General features: G+C 65.9%; 13 protein-coding genes. 3 read left to right on the top strand and 10 right to left on the bottom strand.

Annotated elements, in window-relative coordinates:
* Positions 1 to 86: 86 nt before the first annotated feature.
* Positions 87 to 1,421, top strand: coding sequence for an MFS transporter (locus tag THIX_RS01840; RefSeq protein WP_112484594.1), 1,335 nt, complete (start codon positions 87 to 89; stop codon positions 1,419 to 1,421).
* Positions 1,422 to 1,492: 71 nt separating this feature from the next.
* On the opposite strand, the gene tgt is transcribed toward THIX_RS01840, so the two are convergent.
* The 6 genes from tgt to queA form a co-directional block, all read right to left on the bottom strand.
* The gene (gene tgt, locus THIX_RS01845) at positions 1,493 to 2,635 is read right to left on the bottom strand and encodes a tRNA guanosine(34) transglycosylase Tgt (RefSeq protein ID WP_112484595.1); all 1,143 of its coding nucleotides are present in this window, start codon (positions 2,633 to 2,635) and stop codon (positions 1,493 to 1,495) included.
* A 246-nt stretch (positions 2,636 to 2,881) separates the two neighbouring features.
* Positions 2,882 to 3,631, bottom strand: a complete 750-nt coding sequence (locus THIX_RS01850) for a GNAT family N-acetyltransferase (protein ID WP_146748431.1) — start codon at positions 3,629 to 3,631, stop codon at positions 2,882 to 2,884.
* 23 nt (positions 3,632 to 3,654) lie between these two features.
* Entirely contained in the window at positions 3,655 to 4,692 is a 1,038-nt protein-coding gene (locus tag THIX_RS01855) for an IS630 family transposase (protein ID WP_112488072.1), read from the bottom strand.
* Between the two features lie 51 nt (positions 4,693 to 4,743).
* Entirely contained in the window at positions 4,744 to 5,187 is a 444-nt protein-coding gene (locus THIX_RS01860; RefSeq protein WP_112484597.1) for a GNAT family N-acetyltransferase, read from the bottom strand.
* Positions 5,184 to 6,176, bottom strand: a complete 993-nt coding sequence (locus THIX_RS01865; protein WP_112484598.1) for a polysaccharide deacetylase family protein — start codon at positions 6,174 to 6,176, stop codon at positions 5,184 to 5,186. Before THIX_RS01865 ends, THIX_RS01860 begins: the two co-directional genes overlap by 4 nt.
* Positions 6,177 to 6,418: 242 nt before the next feature.
* Entirely contained in the window at positions 6,419 to 7,498 is a 1,080-nt protein-coding gene (gene queA, locus THIX_RS01870; RefSeq protein ID WP_112484599.1) for a tRNA preQ1(34) S-adenosylmethionine ribosyltransferase-isomerase QueA, read from the bottom strand.
* A 341-nt stretch (positions 7,499 to 7,839) separates the two neighbouring features.
* On the opposite strand from queA, the gene katG reads away from it, so the two are divergent.
* Positions 7,840 to 10,122 (top strand): catalase/peroxidase HPI, encoded by a 2,283-nt coding sequence (gene katG / locus THIX_RS01875; protein WP_112484600.1) that lies wholly within the window; start codon positions 7,840 to 7,842, stop codon positions 10,120 to 10,122.
* Between the two features lie 281 nt (positions 10,123 to 10,403).
* Here the strand turns inward: katG and THIX_RS01880 are convergent, their stop codons facing one another.
* The 4 genes from THIX_RS01880 to THIX_RS01895 all read right to left on the bottom strand — a co-directional run bounded on the left by THIX_RS01880 (position 10,404) and on the right by THIX_RS01895 (position 16,071).
* Positions 10,404 to 11,993, bottom strand: coding sequence for a diguanylate cyclase (locus THIX_RS01880; protein WP_112484601.1), 1,590 nt, complete (start codon positions 11,991 to 11,993; stop codon positions 10,404 to 10,406).
* Between the two features lie 70 nt (positions 11,994 to 12,063).
* On the bottom strand, positions 12,064 to 13,626 hold the full coding sequence (locus THIX_RS01885; protein WP_112484602.1) for a sensor domain-containing diguanylate cyclase: 1,563 nt from the start codon (positions 13,624 to 13,626) through the stop codon (positions 12,064 to 12,066).
* Positions 13,627 to 13,867: 241 nt separating this feature from the next.
* Entirely contained in the window at positions 13,868 to 14,659 is a 792-nt protein-coding gene (locus THIX_RS01890; RefSeq protein WP_112484603.1) for a hypothetical protein, read from the bottom strand.
* Between the two features lie 155 nt (positions 14,660 to 14,814).
* Positions 14,815 to 16,071, bottom strand: coding sequence for a GGDEF domain-containing protein (locus tag THIX_RS01895; protein ID WP_112484604.1), 1,257 nt, complete (start codon positions 16,069 to 16,071; stop codon positions 14,815 to 14,817).
* A gap of 279 nt (positions 16,072 to 16,350) precedes the next feature.
* On the opposite strand from THIX_RS01895, the gene THIX_RS01900 reads away from it, so the two are divergent.
* Positions 16,351 to 18,090, top strand: a complete 1,740-nt coding sequence (locus tag THIX_RS01900; RefSeq protein WP_112484605.1) for a phospholipase C — start codon at positions 16,351 to 16,353, stop codon at positions 18,088 to 18,090.
* The last annotated feature ends 60 nt before the right edge of the window (positions 18,091 to 18,150 follow it).

Raw genomic sequence — 18,150 nt, forward strand, 5'->3', positions numbered from 1 at the left:
GAACGCGGCGCAGCAGGCGTGCGGCGGGTGCAGGCCCCGGTCTTGTGCCATCATGCGCAAGCACTTTTGCCGGATCCCCGCTCGCCATGCCCGACACCGCCCGCCCCAACCAGTTCGCCCTGCTTCGGCAACGTCGTTTCGCCCCGTTTTTCTGGACCCAGTTCGGCGGCGCGGGCAACGACAACCTGTTCAAGTTCGCCTTCACGGTGATGGTCACTTACCGCGTCGAGAGCGCCTCCACGCTCTCGGCCGGGCTGATGGTGAACCTCATCGCCGCGCTCTACATCCTGCCCTTCGTGCTGTTCTCCGCCACCAGCGGACAACTGGCCGACAAGTTCGACAAGGCGGGGCTGATGCGCAAGGTCAAGACGCTCGAGATCGCCATCATGCTGCTGGCGCTGTGGGGTTTCGTCGCCGGCAACGTGTCGGCGCTGCTGGTCTGCGCCTTCGGCATGGGGCTGCACTCCACCATCTTCGGCCCGGCCAAATACGCTTATCTGCCGCAGCACCTGAACATGGCGGAACTCACCGGCGGCAACGGCATGACGGAGATGGGCACCTTCGTCGCCATCCTGCTCGGCAACCTGGCCGGCGGCCTGCTCATGGCTTTCCGGCAAGGCCCGTTGCTGGCCGGGCTGGCCTGCGTCGCGGTGGCGCTGTTGGGCTGGACGGCGGCCTGCTTCATTCCCGCCACGGCCCCGGTGGACCCGCAATTGCGCATCAACTGGAACCCCTTCACCGAGACCGCACGCAACCTCAAGCTGGCAGCAAGCGACCGCACGGTGCTGCAGGCGCTGCTCGCCATTTCGTGGATGTGGTTCTACGGCGTGGCCTTTCTCACCCAGTTCCCGGTGTTCGCCCGTCATGTGCTGGGCGGCGACGAGGCGGTGGCTTCGCTGCTGCTGGCGGTGTTTTCCATCGGCATCGCGCTGGGTTCCGTGGCGTGCGAATGGCTGGCGCGCGGGCGGGTGGAAATCGGCCTGGTGCCGCTGGGCGCCATCGGCATGACGGCCTTCGGCGTCGACATGTATTTCGCCACGCTGAACCTGCCGCACGAAGCGGCGCTGCAAGGCGTGGCTGCCTTCGTGCGCGACCCCGCGCATTGGCGCGTGATGGCCGACCTGTTCCTGCTCTCGGCCAGCGCCGGCATTTACAGCGTGCCGCTGTACGCCCTCATCCAGCAGCACACGCCCGTGACCCACCGCTCACGCGTGATTGCCGCGAACAACATCATCAATGCGCTGTACATGGTCGTCTGCTCCGGCTATTGCGCCGCGCTGCTGGTGGCCGGCGTGAGCGTGCCCGTGCTGCTGCTGAGCGTGGCCCTGCTCAACGCGCTGGCCACCGCCTTTCTGCTCTGGCGCCAACCGCTGTATGGCCAGCGCTTCGTCGCGTGGGTCAGCCGGCGAGCCGTGGCCTGATGCGGGCCGTGCCTCCAGCCTGGCCCCAACGGCGACGCCGCTGCAACCATGCGTCGGCGCGGGGCGGGCTCTCAGCCCACACCGCGCGCCCGCTCGGCGCGGAACTGCGCCACATAGGCGTCGAACGTCCCGCCGTCGAGCGCCTGCCGCATGTCGCGCATGAGTTGCAGGTAGTAGTGCAGGTTGTGCGCGGTGGCCAACATGCCGAACAGCATTTCGCCGCAGCGGTCGAGGTGGTGCAAATAGGCGCGTGAGAACTGGCGGCAGGTGGGGCAGACGCAGGTGGGGTCGATCGGCATCTCGTCAAGCTTGAACCGCGCGTTGCGAATGCGCAGATCACCGAAGCGGGTGAACAGGTGGCCGTTGCGCGCATTGCGCGTGGGCATGACGCAGTCGAACAGGTCGATGCCCGCGCTCACCCCGTCCACCAGATCTTCCGGCGTACCCACGCCCATGAGGTAGCGCGGCTTGTGCGCGGGCAGGCGCGGCGCGGTGTGGCGCAGCAGGCGCAGCATGTCGTCTTTCGGCTCGCCCACGCTCAAGCCGCCGATGGCGTAGCCGGGCAGGTCGAGCGCGGCCAAGCCTTCCAGCGAGGCCTCGCGCAGCGGCTCGAACATGCTGCCCTGCACGATGCCGAACAGCGCGTTGGGATTCTCCAGCCGCGTGAACTCGGCCTTGCAGCGCGCCGCCCAGCGCAGCGAGAGTTCCATCGACGCGCGCGCCTCGGCCTCGGTGGTGATATGCGTCTGCCCGGCGCGCTCGACGTCGTAAGGCGTGCATTCGTCGAACTGCATGACGATGTCGGAATGGAGCACGGTCTGGATCTGCATGCTCACTTCCGGCGTGAGAAAGAGCTTGTCGCCATTCGTCGGCGAGGCGAAGCGCACGCCCTCCTCGCTGATTTTGCGCATCGCCCCCAGGCTCCACACCTGGAAGCCGCCGCTGTCGGTGAGGATGGGCGCGTCCCAGCCGATGAAGCGGTGCAACCCGCCGAATTGCCGGACCACGTCCAGCCCCGGCCGCAGCCACAGGTGGAAGGTGTTGCCGAGAATGATCTGCGCGCCCGCGGCCTTCAGCCCGTCGGGCGTGATGCCCTTGACCGTGCCATACGTGCCCACGGGCATGAATTGCGGGGTGTCGATGACCCCATGGTTGAGCGTGAGGGTGCCGCGGCGCGCCTGGCCTGCGGTGTGATGGACGGTGAATTGCAGCATGGGCGCATTGTTTCAGACGGCGCGAACCTGGACGACGGAGCGCGAAGTCTTGTCCAAGTGCGTCGCCTCGGCGGCTGCGCACAAATGATGCGGTTTGGCCCTTCAATTTTTAAAAGGCGCTCAGGTGTTCGCTGGGAGGCGTTTGTCCAGCGTTTCGGCGAGCGTGGCTTGGGCGTTGTCCGCTGGAATGGCGACGCTCACCAGAACGTCTGCTGCATGCGTGGCTTGCACGACCATGTTGCGACGCTACCGACGCTGCTCGGCTGTTGCGCTTGAAGTCTCGCCGCGCGCCGGACGATGTCGTGACTCACCCAATTCAGGCCGTCGCGATGCTCGCGCGCTCCACGCGTCCTTGAGCCGGTAAGCTAGGTCGATCAATCCTGGGCGAAACGCTCGCAGTTCGACGTTCCGGCGGTCTTGCTGGAAAAAGTGACGCTTGTAATCGTGCTCGCCCTTGAGCATGTCGAACACATGACAACCCTCCGCGATCGCGTGCTCGACCGCATAGCCAAGCAGGACGTCGCCTGGGCTGTACTCGGCGTAGGCCGGATCGAAGCCGCTTTGGAAAAAGCAAAAGGTGTCGCGATAGCGCATGCAATACAGCATCGCAATCGTGCATCCGCCCATGTTCAACTTCATGAGACGAAGCCTTCCTTGGGGTAAAAGGGCGTGCATCACGTCGCGGTGGAAACCCCGATACTCGGGGGAACTGAACCCAGGCTGCTCCGTGCGACCAGTCCAGCGCAAACGGTGCAATTCGGCCAAACGATCAAACGCCCCATCGAGCTCGTCCATTGTGTTGACTGTTATGACTTGCGCGTCGGGTTGGCTCTCAAATTTGCGGCGTTTGCGCCCCATGGTTTCCCTGCGGTTTCGACTGAGACTGCGCCGGTAGCTTTCCCAGCTGTCAGGCAATACGCCGAAAGTGATCGGGGCCGTAACCTCGCAGTTTGCGCGGATATCGCTCTCCAAAAAATGCTGCCGCAAAGCCGGCACTATTGCTCCGGCCCGGTGAAGTATTAAGCTGCGTAGCGAACATGCCGGTCCTGGAAGTAGCGCATCACACGCTGCGGGTTTTGTTCCAGCATCGCCATGTGGTCGTTCGCAGCTTCGCGTAATTTGGCCTTGGTTCGCACCGGCACGTGTTTGCCCATTTCCTGCTTGAGATCGGCGTTGAGCCTCTCCTCAGGGTTGAGTTGGGGGCTGTAGCTTGGCAGGTAAAACAGCTCGATCTGCGCGTGATGCAAGGCCACCCAAGCCTTCACCAACTTGCTGTGATGCACCCTCAGGTTGTCCAGAATCAGGAATACCTTCCTGCCTGCATCCTTGATCAACGCCTGCAAGAACTCGATCAGCTTGTCGGCGTCAAACGCCTCGTCGATGATCATCCAGCGGGTCTTGCCCTGGTTGGTGACCGTGGCGATCATCGAGAGCTTCTGGCGCGTCCCGCCCACCGCCATCGCCACCGGTGTTTTGCCCGCAGGGGCAAAGCTTCTGCCGCGCACGTCCGTGTTGACCAGCGCGGTTTCGTCTCCCCAGTGGATTTCCCCGCCCTCAGCCCTGGCGCGCTGCTCGATGGCGGGGTATTCGCCCTCCAGCCAAGCCTGCACCGCCGCGGGGCTTTGCTCGTAGGCTCGCTTGATCGGCTTTTGTGGCGTAAAGCCCCAGCGGGTGAGGTACTTTCCAACGCTGCGCACCTGCAGTTTGATGTCGAACTCTTGTTCAATGAGTTGCATCACCGCAGCGCGGCTCCACAGATGGAAGTCCATCTTGAGTTGCTCGGGACGTGTGTCAATGATCATGCGCTGGATCGTCTCTTCTTGCGCTTGACTGAGCACCCGACCGTCGCCTCTGGCGCGTCCCCGCCGAGTCGGTCGGATGGCGCTCCAGCCGCCGGCCTCGTACAAGTCGATGGCCGCTCGAACGGGCGGGTAGCTCAGCCCCGTCATGTCCACGATCTGCATGATCTTGACGCCCCGCTTGTGCAACCTCACGACTTGCTTGCGCCGCTCGTGAAGTTGCTCCAGTGTTTGCTTCCTTGCGTTTTCCTTTTCCATCATCAATGGATCAAAAAACTTGCTGAAAGTTCATATTTTATTGGGCCTTATCTATAATGGGCTTTGAGGAGGTAGATCGGTCCAGTCGAGGATGTCCCAGTCGGTGAGTACCTTGGATAAATGCTCGGCCATTGCGGTTGATGTCTCGTTTTCGTAGCCTGGGGCAAACAGAGCGCCGAGATCGTCGGGGGCCGTATCGCCTCCGACACCGACCTGGCGAAGCTTGCGCGCTGCGAACAGACCGCCGGCCTTTCGGTACGTTTCGAGATAAAGCGGCAAGATGCCCACGATGTTTCCGTCCTGGCGTGCGGTAAGGATGCGCAAGTCACGGCTATGTCCGTAATACTTCCACCAAAGGCGTTGCCAATCCCAGCCGAGGAAAATACTCGTGCCGAGACATGCCTCCTGTAATGCGAGCCATGCGGGTTTCAAGCTGTCGAATGCAGCAATGTTGGTGACGACGCTGAGTTGGATCATGTCCAGCCTTTTGCTCATGCCCAAGGCCGATGCATGCGCCACGCCAGCAGGGGCAGCTGCGCGGCGACGGGAATGCGGGGCATGGCATAGATATCGACGGGCTCGGTCACCAGCCCCTCTTCGGTGGTGACCGCGGCGCGATAAACCTGGGTGGCGATGCGGCGCACGCGTTCATCGTGCGAACCATTCGGGTAGCAAAACAGCTCGACCGGACGCGCCAGCCGTGCCTCCAGCATGAGCCGGCTGGCTTGCAACTCCTGCTGGATGCCCGTCTCGTCCAGGGTGGACAGAATGGGGTGTGTGACCGTGTGCGAACCGATGGTGATGAGCCGGGGGTCGAGCGCGGCGACTTCGTCCCAATCCATCGGGTCATAGGCTGCATGCTCGTCGGCCGTGGGCGCGAAACCTGGCGTGGCGTCGCGCAGGCTGGCCTCGATGTGCAGGCGTGGCTGCAGCGGCTGCTGCTTCAGCCAGGCGATGAGCGCCTCGATGTGTGCCGAAGGTGCTTGCTGCGCGCGCGCCCATTCGTTGCGCTGCGCCGGCGACAGCCGGTTCAGACGTGCGCGAGCCTCATGGTTCCACTGCCATTGTTTGTTGTCGATCAGCCCCGGGCACATGAAGATGGCGGCCGGGATGCCCAAGGCTTGGAGGATCGGATAGGCGAGCCGCCCCTGGTTGCGCAAGCCGTCATCGAAGGTGATGGCCAATTCGGCATCGCGGGCGACAGGCTTGGCGGTGGCGATATCGTTCACCATGGCGTCGAGCGGCACGATGCGGAAGTTTTGCGCCAGCCAGACCATGGCCCGCTTGAAATCGGCCACGGGCAGTTTCGGCCCACCGACGCCGTGCAGCATGAGGATGCGCCTGGAGAGTTGCCTGCGCGCCAGCCAGGACGACACGCCGCTGGCCAGGGCGACGCTCTGCGCCGAGGCCCCGACAAATTGCGTCAAGCGCCCCGCGGCGGCATGCTCGTCATGCAGCAAGGATGGATGAGACTCGGCAAGCATGTTGTGGGCCGATCTGCTTCTCCATGCCGAAGCGTGGCCTGTTTCCCCGTAGTTCAATCAATCAGCAATGTTTGCAACTCTCTTCAGCGAAGATAGAAGGGCGGCGCCAGCCAGCGCAACCCCTGGTCATGGGATGGCGTGCCTGTCTGTCTCGGGCGGCTTGCGTTGGCTGCGAGGTCGGTGCATTCGCCCTTCGGGAGGTTCGAGCGCGGGTCGTTCCAGAGCGCGCGATCGGCGCGGCGTCAACCATTGCTGGCGTCTGGCGGCGGCAACTGCAGCAGCATCGCATCGCCATAGCTGAAAAACCGGTAACCCTGGGCCACGGCGTGGGCGTAGGCGGCGTGGATGCGCTCGGTGCCGGCGAATGCGGACACCAGCATCAGCAGGGTGGAGCGTGGCAGGTGGAAATTGGTGATCAGCAGGTCCACCATGTGGAAGCGATGGCCGGGCGTGATGAAGATGTCGGTCTCGCCCTGCACCGAGGGCCAAGTGCCCGGTGCTGCAGGCGCATCGCGCAAGCGCCGCGCCACGGTTTCCAGCGTGCGCACGGTGGTCGTGCCCACGGCCAGCACCCGCCCGCCGGCCGCGCGGGTGCTGGCGATGGCTTCGAGCGTGGCGCCGGGCACGGCGTAGCGCTCGCTGTGCATGCGGTGGGCGGCGATGTCGTCGTCCTTCACCGGCGCGAACGTGCCGGCGCCCACATGCAGGGTGACGTGGGCGCGCCGCACGCCGCGCGCGTCCAGCGCGGCGAGCAGGGCCTCGTCGAAATGCAGCGCCGCGGTGGGGGCGGCCACCGACCCCGGCGCGCGGGCGAACACGGTCTGGTAGCGGCGCGCGTCGTCCGCGTCGTCGGCATGGTGGATGTAGGGCGGCAGCGGCACATGGCCGTGCGCCTGCATCAGCATGTAAGGGTCGGCGGAAAAGCGCAGGCGAAACAGGCTGCCGGCTGCGTCCGGCCAGCGTCCGAGCAGGGTGGCGTGGTAGCCGCCTTGCATCTGCAGCACCGCGCCCGCGGCAGGCTTCTTGCTGGCGCGCATGTGGGCGACCACTTCGCCGGCGTCCAGCACGCGCTCGACCAGCAGCTCCACCGCGCCGCCGCTGGCCTTGGTGCCGAACAGCCGCGCCTTGATGACCTGGGTGTCGTTGAACACGAGCAGGTCGCCCGCCTGCAGCAGGGTGGGCAAGTCGCGGAACACGCGGTCCACCAAAACCGGGGCGCGGGCGTCGAGCAGGCGGGCGGCAGCGCGCTCGGCTGAGGGATGCTGGGCGATGAGCTCGGGGGGGAGCGCGTAGTCGAAATCGGCGATGGACAGCGATGCCATGGAATGAAGGTCGGGTTTAAGCGCAGGGTGGATCGGAACCGCGCCATGCGGGAGCAGAATTCTCGCCGCTTGGTCGGCATGATGCGTCGCTGCAAAGTTTTATTCAATCAATTGAATGAGAACATTCAATTGTTATTTTCTACCGATACGGTCTAACCTTCGACTTTGATCTTGCCAATGCCAGGCACGATCCATCCAACGTCCAGGAGATTCCGACCATGAGCAAGCCAACCACACTCACCACCGCCGACGGCGCGCCGGTGCCCGACAACCAGAACCGCGGGCGCAAAAACTAAATTGGACCGCGTCATGATGATCTGCAGACCACCAAAGGAGTGAACATGTCAAGCGAAACGAAGTGCCCGTTCTCGGGCGGCGCGCACAAGCAAACGATGGCCGGGTCCAAAGGCAATGCGGACTGGTGGCCCGAGCAACTGAACCTGAAGATCCTGCACCAGCACTCGCCGCTGTCCAATCCGATGGGCGAGGCGTACGACTATGCGGAGGAGTTCAAGAGCCTCGACCTCGATGCCGTGATCAAGGACCTCCGTGCCTTGATGACCGACTCGCAGGACTGGTGGCCGGCGGACTTCGGTCACTACGGCCCGTTCTTCATCCGCATGGCGTGGCACAGTGCCGGCACCTACCGCATCGGCGACGGCCGTGGCGGCGCCGGCGCCGGCCAGCAGCGCTTCGCGCCCCTCAACAGTTGGCCCGACAACGTCAACCTCGACAAGGCGCGCCGGCTGATCTGGCCGATCAAGCAGAAGTATGGTCGGAAAATTTCCTGGGCCGACCTGATCGTCCTCGCCGGCAACGTCGCGCTGGAATCGATGGGGTTCAAGACTTTCGGCTTCGCCGGCGGGCGCGCGGATGTCTGGGAGCCGGACGAGGCCGTCTACTGGGGCTCCGAAACCACCTGGCTGGGCGACGATTCGCGCTACGGCAGGCAAAAGGCGATGGAAAAACCCGGCGACGGTGTGCTTGTTGCCGACCCGGACCTGCACGGCAGCGAGCAGAGTCGCACCGACAATGGGCGCAACCTGGAGAATCCGCTCGCCGCGGTGCAGATGGGCCTGATCTACGTGAACCCGGAAGGCCCGGAGGGCCACCCGGACCCGGTGGCGGCGGCGAAGGATATCCGCGAGACCTTCGCCCGCATGGCGATGAATGACGAGGAAACCGTCGCGCTGATCGCCGGCGGCCACACCTTCGGCAAGACCCACGGCGCCGGCCCCGCCTCGCATGTCGGGCCGGAGCCCGAGGCCGCCGGCATCGAGGAGCAAGGCCTCGGCTGGAAGAGCAGCTTTGGCACGGGCAAAGGCGGTGACACGATCAGCAGCGGCCTGGAAGTCACCTGGACCAGCACGCCAACGCAGTGGAGCAACAACTTCTTCTGGAACCTGTTCGGCTACGACTGGGAACTGACCAAGAGCCCGGCTGGTGCGCATCAGTGGACGCCGAAGCATGGTGCCGGCGCCGGCACCATTCCCGACGCCCACGACCCGGCCAAGCGTCACGCGCCGACCATGCTGACCACGGATCTGTCGCTGCGCTTCGACCCGGTTTACGAGAAGATTTCCCGCCGCTTCTACGAGCACCCGGACGAGTTCTCCGACGCCTTCGCCCGGGCGTGGTTCAAGCTGACCCACCGCGACATGGGCCCGCGCGCCCGCTACCTCGGTCCGCTCGTGCCGAAGGAAGCGTTGATCTGGCAGGACCCGATCCCTGCCGTGGACCACCCGCTGGTCGATGCGCAGGACATCGCGGCCCTGAAGTCCAAGCTCCTCGCGTCCGGCCTGTCCATCTCCCAGCTGGTCACGACCGCCTGGGCGGCGGCGGCGACCTTCCGCGGCAGCGACAAGCGCGGCGGCGCCAACGGCGCGCGCATCCGCCTCGCACCGCAGAAGGGCTGGGAAGTCAACCAGCCGGCCGAACTGGCCAAGGTCCTGTCGAAGCTGGAAGCCATCCAGAAGGAGTTCAATGGCGCACAGTCCGGCGGCAAGAAGGTCTCGCTGGCCGACCTGATCGTCCTGGGCGGCTGCGCGGCCATCGAAGCCGCGGCAAAGAAGGCCGGCCACGACGTGACCGTGCCCTTCACGCCGGGCCGCATGGACGCCTCGCAGGAGCAGACCGATGTGGCTTCGTTCGCCGTGCTGGAGCCGGCGGCGGACGGGTTCCGCAACTACGCCCGCAAGGGACTCGAAGGGTCGGCGGCCGCGCTGCTCGTGGATAAAGCGCAACTGATGAACCTGACTGCCCCGGAGATGATGGTGCTGATCGGTGGCATGCGCGCCCTGAATGCAAACGTCGGGCAGGCCCAGCACGGCGTGTTCACCAAGCGCCCCGAGACGCTGACCAATGACTTCTTCGTGAATCTGCTCGACATGAACACGAAGTGGCAGCGGTCCACCGCGTCCGAAGGCGTACTGGAAGGACGCGATCGGGCGACGGGCGAGCTCAAGTGGACGGGTACCGTCGTCGATCTGGTCTTCGGTTCGAACTCTCAGCTGCGGGCTCTCGCGGAAGTCTATGCGTGCGGTGACGCGCAGCAGGCGTTCGTCCGTGACTTCGTGGCGGCCTGGAACAAGGTGATGAATCTCGATCGATTCGACCTCGCGTGATATCCCGGTCGACCAGCCGCGCTGCCCCTTCGCGCATGACCACATGGACGGAGTGATGAACATGCAGGGCAATCCACACACCCCCCGACGCCTACGGCGAGCCCAACTCGTTCGGCGGCCCGGCGCAGGCCTCGCGGTTCAAGGCGTCGCCGCTGAAGCTCAGCGGCGACGCCGACCGCTGGAACCACCGCGTCGATGGGGATGACCACATCAAGGCTGGACTTGACCGGGAGCGATCCCGGTTTTTTTTGACCTCGCCACCGTAGACGCTCAGTTTCCCCTCAAGCCCCGAGCGCCTGCATCTCCACGCGGTTGCGGCCGCCTTGCTTGGCGCGGTAGAGCGCGTCGTCGGCGGCTTGCAGCAAGCTGGCCAGATCATTCTGCACGGGCTTGCCGGGTTCGCGCAGCGCCAGGCCGATGCTCACGCTCAGGCGCAGCACCCCGGCGCTGGTGGCGAAGGGGTGCTGCTCGACATAGCTGCGCATGCGCTCGGCGGCGTCCACCGCGGCCCGGCCGCTGGCCACGGCCAGCAGCACGACGAACTCTTCGCCGCCGAAACGCGCCACCCGGTCGCCCTGGCGCATGTGTGCGTTCAGCAAGGCGCCGAACTGCTCCAGCACTTCATCGCCGACGCGGTGGCCGTGGCTGTCGTTGATGCGCTTGAAATGGTCGAGGTCGATCATCAGCAGCGCCAGCGCCGAGTCGGACCTGTCGAGCAGGTCATTGGCGCCGGCGACGAAACCCCGCCGGTTGGGCAGACCGGTGAGCATGTCCTGCTCGGCCTGTTGCTGCAGCTGACGCTGCAGCTGCTTGAGGCCGGAGACGTCGGTCAAACCGATCAGCACGCAGGCCTGGCCTTCGTGCTCGATGGGTTGGGCCGACACCAGGGTGTCGCGCAGCAAGCCTTCGGCGTTGCGCAGTTGCAGCTCGATCTGGCTGAGCGCCTGCCCGGCGCGCAGGTGGGCACGCAAGAGTTCGCGGCGCTGCGGGTCGGCGTAGAAGTCGAGTGAAACCAGCGGTTGCCGGCTGAGGCCTTTGGGGTCGAGCAAGGTGCGCGCGGCCTGGTTGTAGCGCAGGATGGCCCCGTCCTCCAGGCGCAGCAACACCATGGCCACCGGAGCCGCCTCGAACAGGCGGCGCAGATGGGTTTGGCTGCGCTCCAGGGCTTGCTCCACGAGTTTGCGCTCGGCCACTTCCAGCCGCAGGGCTTCGCGGTCGAGCCAGGCCAGGCGCAGATGGCGCGCCTGCGCCACGGCCAGTTGCCAACCGGCGATGTTGGCGAAGCCCAGCAGCAGCGCGGCGCTGGCGGGCAAGCGCCAATCCAGCGGAAACCCGGCAACGACCATGCCCATGAAAGGCAGGGTGAGCACAGGCCCGAGCCAGAGGGAATATCGGCACAGCAGCGGGGCGAAGGCGTAGAGCGCGAACACCAGGGTGAGGGCGCTCATGATGCTGAAGGCAGCCGAGGTCGGCAAGACCCCGGCCTCGAGCAGGAAGGTTGGCACCGTGAGCAGCTCGAACAGGAAGAGTTGCCGGCGCAGGCGCGGCAGCAACTCCAGCGTGATGGTCGGGCGCCGGCCTTGGCGCGTGACCTGCCAGCCGTAACCGGCCACGCCGAGGCGTCCGAGCAGGATGAGCGCGAGCATGGGCACGCGGCCGAGAATGGCATAGTCCACCAGCCCCATGAGGAGGAACGCGCTGCCGCCATAGACCCCGATGTCGCGCACGCGCCCGCGTATGCGCGGCCAATTGGCCAGCACATAGGCGTCGTCCTGCAGGTCCTCGGCGAACAGGCCGCTGGCCGTCAGCCGCGGGGTGGAGGGCGGTGCCGTGGCGGCGTTGGAAGCCGTGCTGGAACTGGGGGCGGACATCGGCTTGTCTCTTGGCAGTCGAGCGTGCGGTCGGGCGGGGGCTGGAGTTTGACGCGGAGGATGGCCCGCATCAGACCAGTTGGTCGACACGGTTGCGCCCGGCCAGCTTGGCCGCGTACATGGCCCGATCGGCGCGACTGAGCGCTTCGTCGATGCGCTGCTCGGACGCGCCGACCAAGCTCACCCCCACGCTCAGGCTCACCTGAACCCGCACGCCGACGCAGTGCAGGCCTTGTCTGGCGATGGCGTCGCGGATGCTCTCGGCGATGTCGATGGCTTGCGGCAGCGGCGTGTTGGGCAGCAGGCCGGCGAACTCTTCGCCGCCGACGCGGGCCAGGGCGTCGGCATCGCGCAACTGCGCCTGGATGATGCTGCCGATCTGCCGCAGCGCCTCGTCGCCGACCGCATGGCCGTGGGTGTCGTTGACGCGCTTGAAGTGGTCGGCGTCCATCAGCAGCACGGCCATGGTCTCGCCGCGCGATCGCACGGCATGCAGCAGCACCGCGGCCTGGCCGAAGAAACCGCGCCGGTTGAGCAGCCCGGTCAGCGGATCGGTCTGCGCCAGGCGCTGCAGCTCGCGTTCGTAATTCTTGCGCGCGGTGATTTCCACCAGGCTGGAGATGGTGGCCGGCTCGCCGTGAAACTGCATCAGAGTCGACGACAGCATCACCTCCACCGGCCTGCCGTCGGTGGTCTTGAGCTGCACGTCCAGCGGGCCGAGGCGGCCGTCGCGCAGCAGCGTCGCGCGCAATTGCGCGGACTGTGCCGGGTCGGCATAAAAATCGGTGCTGAAGGGAACGAGTCCGGCGCGCACCTTGCCGGCGGGGTCGAGCAGGCTTTCGGCCGCCTGGTTGTAGCGCAGCACCTGGCCGTCGGGCTGGTGCACCAGCACCATCGGCACCGGCGTGGTGTCGAACAGGCGTCGCAGGTTCTCCTCGCCAGCCAGGGCGCGCTGCTCGGCGGCCAGGCGCTCCACCACTTCGCGGCGCAGCCGTTGGCGGTCGAGCCAATTCAGGCGCTGGATGCGGTTGAGCTGCGTGGCCACCTGCCAGCCGGCGAAATTGGCGAACACCAGCAGCACGGCGACGATGCTGCTGACCTTGGCCGGTGCGCGCAGCACGAACACCGCTTCGAGCAGGAACACCAGCGTGAACGCCGGGCCGATCCAGAGCGAGCCGGAGCTCAGGGCCGGCGCGTAGGTATACAGGGCGATGGTCAGCAGCAGCGCGGTGATGGCGTGATAGTCCACCGCGCCGCCATAGGCCGCCACCACCAGCAGGAAAATGACGAGGATGGCGACCTCGAACACCAGCAGCGCCCGCGACAGGCGTTGCGGCGCGGGCGCCTCGGGCTTGCGGCCCAGCAGCACCAGGCGCGCGCCCAGTCCGAGCACGACGAAGCGCAGCGCGAGCAGGCCGAAATAGACGGGCGAGGCGCCGAGCACCGTGAAGTCGGTGATCGAGGCCAGCATGAAGGCGACCGTGCCCCACAGACCCAGGCTGCGCAGGCGCGCGCCGATGTAGTCCCACTCGCCGCGCCGGAAGGCTTGCTCGTCCTCCTGTCGCGCGAACAGGCCGTTGCTCCGCATGGGACTGCGTGCCTGATCCTGGGCGATGAGGGTATCGGGACTCATGAGGGCAGCGGCGGAGCTTCAACTGAGCTTCGATGGTAGGCGCTTCCCGTGCCCTTTCCCGCGCCCTTTCCCGCGCCCGTTCCTGTGCCTGTTGCCGCTCCCCCAACGCGCCCATCTTCCCGCGCCCCTTGCCTTGCTCCTCTCCAGAGATGCGCGCGGTCCTCGCACCGATCTGGCGCAGGGGTTCAACGGCAATCCTGGAGCGCAGCCATGGCTCTGCAGGGCCACGCCCCCGTCCAGCTCAGACGGCAGGGCGCGGCGCGTCCTTGCGGCTGATGGTGAGGTAAGTCACGAGCAGCGTGATGACCACCAGGAACAACGCGCTGGTGCCCACCGTGCCCAGGCCCATGCCGCCTTCGGCAGCAGGCTTGGACAGCCAGTCGCCGCAGGTCGCGCCGAAGGGTCGGGTGAGGATGTAGGCCAGCCAGAACGCGAGCACGGCGTTGGCTTTGAAGGCGTAATACGCCAGCGTGACCAAGGCGATGAGCCCGCCGAACGCCAGCGCCGAGTTGGCGTAGCCGAACTGCAGGCGCTCGGCCGCGAGGTCGCCGGCGGCGGTGCCCAGGGCGAAGGTGAACAGGATGGCGGCCCAGTAGAAGCCTTCGCGCCGGCCGCGCACGATGCTGTGAATCGACAGGCTGCCCTCGCGGGCATACCAGGCGATGAAGGTGGCTGCCAGCGCCAGCGCGAACAGCGCCGTGCTGACGACGAGCGGCAGGCCGAGTCGGTCGGTGAGGTTGTCGGTCAGCAGGGTGCCCACGACGCTGATGAGCACCACGGTGAGCCAGTACAACCAGGGGATGTAGCGTCTGGCCCGCATCTGCGCCGTCAGCACCACGGCGAACAGGCCGGTCATCACCAGCGAGGTGGCGACCAGGCCGGCGTGGAGGTCGACGGCGAGAAAGTCGGCCGCGGTTTCGCCCACCGTGGTGGCCATGATCTTGATGATCCAGAACCACAGCGTGATGAGCACCGGCACCTTGGCCAGTTCGCTCCAATGTCCCAAGGCGGGCGGTGTGTTGTGTGCGTCCATGTTTTTCGCTCCCTGAATGATGACCCGCGGCAACCCGTCAGCGCAGCCGCATGTAACGCAATGTATGCAGGCGGTCTTAGCCGCGAATTAGGGCTTGTTGACGCGACGCCGGCTGCGGTGGTTGCCGTGTCGAGGCCACCGATACGGCGCGGGATTCAGGCGCAGACCCGATTGCGGCCGCGGTGCTTGGCCTGGTAGAGGGCGTGGTCGGCGCGCTCCAGCACATCGCTGGGGCTGCGGTCGGTGGAGCGGGCCTGGGCCAGGCCGATGCTCACGGTCAAACGCATGGTCAGGCCTGGCTTGAGCGCGATGATCGCGTCTTCCACCGCCTGGCGAATGCGCTCGCCCACCTGCTGCGCGATGTCTTCGTCGGCATCGCGCAGGATGAGCAGGAATTCCTCGCCGCCGAGGCGGCCGAACTCTTCCGACCCGCGCTTTTGCGCCATCACCACATCGACGAACTGGCGCAGCACGCGGTCGCCCACGGCGTGGCCGTGGCTGTCGTTGATGCGCTTGAAGTGGTCGAGGTCGAGCAGCAAAACGGCCAATGGCTTGTGCGCCCGGCCGTCTGTGCACCGCTTCAGCGCCTGCTCCAACTGCTCGATGATGCAGCGCCGGTTGAGCAGGCCGGTGAGGGTGTCGTAGGTGGCGAGGCGTTCGAGCTCGCGCTCCATGCGCTTGCGCTCGGTGATGTCGCGCCAGATGCCCTCCACCCCGGCGTACTGACCCTGCTCGTCGAACAGCGCATGGGTGCTGATGGAGATGTCGATGATGGCGCCGTCCTTGCGCCGCATGCGGCCGGGGAAATCGTGCACCTGGCCATGCTGGCGTATGGCGGCGATCAGCGCCTCGCGCTCGCTGGGATCGGGGTAGAACGCGCCGGCCGGCAAGCCGATGATGTCTTCGGCCTCATAGCCCAGCACGTTCTTCACCGCCGGGCAGACATAGCGGGTGATGCCCTGCGCATCGGTGCGGTAGAACACGTCCTGCATGGTGTTCATCATGCGCTGGAAGTTCTCGTCGGTTTCGCGCAGCCGGGTTTCCATCGCCGCGCGTTCGCTCATGTCGAGAAAGGTGGCCAGCACGCCCGCTTGCCCGTCGTGCTCGAAATGGGTGCTGGTCATGGCGAGAACCAGCAGGCGCCGGCGGCAGGTGTAGACGCGGAACTCGGTCGCCGGGTTGGTCACGGCCTCGCTCTGGGCGCGGCGGATGCGCGCCAGCACGCGCGACACGTCCAGGGGGTGGATGAAGTCGGTCACGGCATGGCCGATGACCTCGCCTGGCGACTCCGCCTGCAGCAAGCACAGCGCCGAGGCATTCGCATACCGCAGCTTGCCGTCGATGACGACGATCACGCAAGCCGAGAGTTGCTCCAGCCAGGCTGCTTCGGGAATGAGTCGAGGGGCGTGCATCGATATCGAAGGAAATTGGCCCTGGCCAAGCGCGAATGCATGGAGTTTGCAAGGCCGATCAGCTTAACGCGGCCGCAGGCGTTTCGGACAGGGGGGAACCGCTTGCCCTGGCAACGGCCGCGCCGGGGCCGGAGCACGGCTCCGAACGTGACCGAATGTTGCAAGTGAAACGATGGGTGTTTTGGGGCGCGCTGTCATCTTCCTTGCACGGGGGCTGCCTAAAGTGGTGATGCACCGGGTCAGCCCATTGCCGGCCCGACTTCTTCAGGGAGAGTTTCGATGTTGCGCAAAACCTTTTTGGCGACGGCCGCCACGGCCGCCGTCGTCGGCGCCTTGGCCGCCTGTGGCGGTGGCGGTTCGTCCACCACCGCCTCGGCCGCACCCGTCTATACCGCCGCCAGCGCGCTGGCGACAGCCACGCCGATCAAGCATGTGGTGGTGATTTATCAGGAGAACGTCTCCTTCGACCATTACTTCGCCACGTATCCAACGGCGACCAACCCCGCCGGCGAGCCCGCCTTTGCCGCCGCTGCCGGCACGCCAACGGTGAACAACCTGGTCAGCGCCAATCTGCTCACCAACAACCCCAACGCCACCAACACCGCCAACGGAGCCGACGCCGCCGAGCCCTTCCGCCTCGACCGCAGCCAGGCCAACACCTCCGACCAGAACCACGCCTACACGGCCGAGCAGCAAGCGTATGACGGCGGCAAAGCCGACCTGTTTCCGCTCTACACCGGCAAGGCCACGACGGGTGGCGTCGGCGCCTTTGGCACGAAGGGCCAGGTGATGGGCTACTTCGACGGCAACACCGCCACCGCGATGTGGAACTACGCCCAGCACTTCGCCATGAGCGACAACGCCTACACCGACACCTACGGCCCCTCCACCCCCGGCGCGCTGGAAGTGGTGTCGGGCCAGACCAACGGCATGCAGATCGTGGCGACCAGCAAGCAGCCGTTCACCACGTCCGCCTACTCGTACTACGTCAACGACGGCCAGGGCGGGCTCACGATGATCAACGACGTCGATCCCGGCCACGACGTGTGCTCCAGCACCACCGACCAGGTGATGATGACGGGCAAGAACATCGGCGATCTGCTCAACGCCAAGACCATCTCCTGGGGCGGCTTCATGGGTGGCTTCAACCTGCAAACGGTGAACGCCAACGGCACCACCGGCTGCAAGCGCAGCACCTATTCCCCGGTGGTCGGCGGCAATGTGAACGACTACATCCAGCACCACAACTGGTTCCAGTACTTCGCCTCCACCGCCAATCCGACGCATGCACGGCCAAGCACGGTCGCGGCCATCGGCCACACCCTGGAAGCCGACGGCAAGACCCCCGACCCGGCCAACCACGAGTACGGCATGCAGGACTTCTTCGCCACGGTGCAGGCAGGCAACTTCCCCGCCGTGTCCTACCTCAAAGCCCCCGCTTATGAAGACGGCCACGCCGGCTACTCCGACCCGCTCGACGAACAGGCTTACGTCACCAAGGTGGTCAACTTCCTGCAGCAGCAACCGCAGTGGAAAGACACCGTGGTGATCGTCACCTGGGACGACTCCGACGGCTGGTACGACCACGCCTTCGCCACCACCACCAACCCCTCGTTCGACGGCCAGGCCGACCAGCTCGATGGCCCCGGCCTCTGCGGCACGGCAGGCGCCACGCCGATGAACGGTGTGAACGGCAAGCCGGTCAACGGCCGCTGCGGCCCCGGAACGCGCATTCCCTTCCTCGTCATCTCGCCCTGGGCCAAGGTCAACTATGTGAGCAACACCCCGATCTCACAGGCTTCGGTGGTGCGGTTCATCGAAGACAACTGGCTGGGTGGGCAGCGCCTGGGCGGCGGCTCGTTCGACGCCACCACGGGGTCGATCATGGACATGTTCAATTTTTCCGGCAGCGCCGGGGCGAACGCGCCGCTGTATCTCGACTCCACCTACGGCACGCCGTTGAACGCAGCGCCGGTGCTGATGAAGCAGGCCAGCGCGGCTGCAGTGGCGAAGAACTGAGGTCGGCGCAAGTGCCCTCCCTCCCCCCGGTGGGGAGGGCCGGGGTGGGGAGGATGGTCC

Origin of the sequence: Thiomonas sp. X19 (assembly GCF_900089495.1) — a bacterium.
Taxonomy (GTDB): Bacteria; Pseudomonadota; Gammaproteobacteria; order Burkholderiales; family Burkholderiaceae_C; genus Thiomonas_A.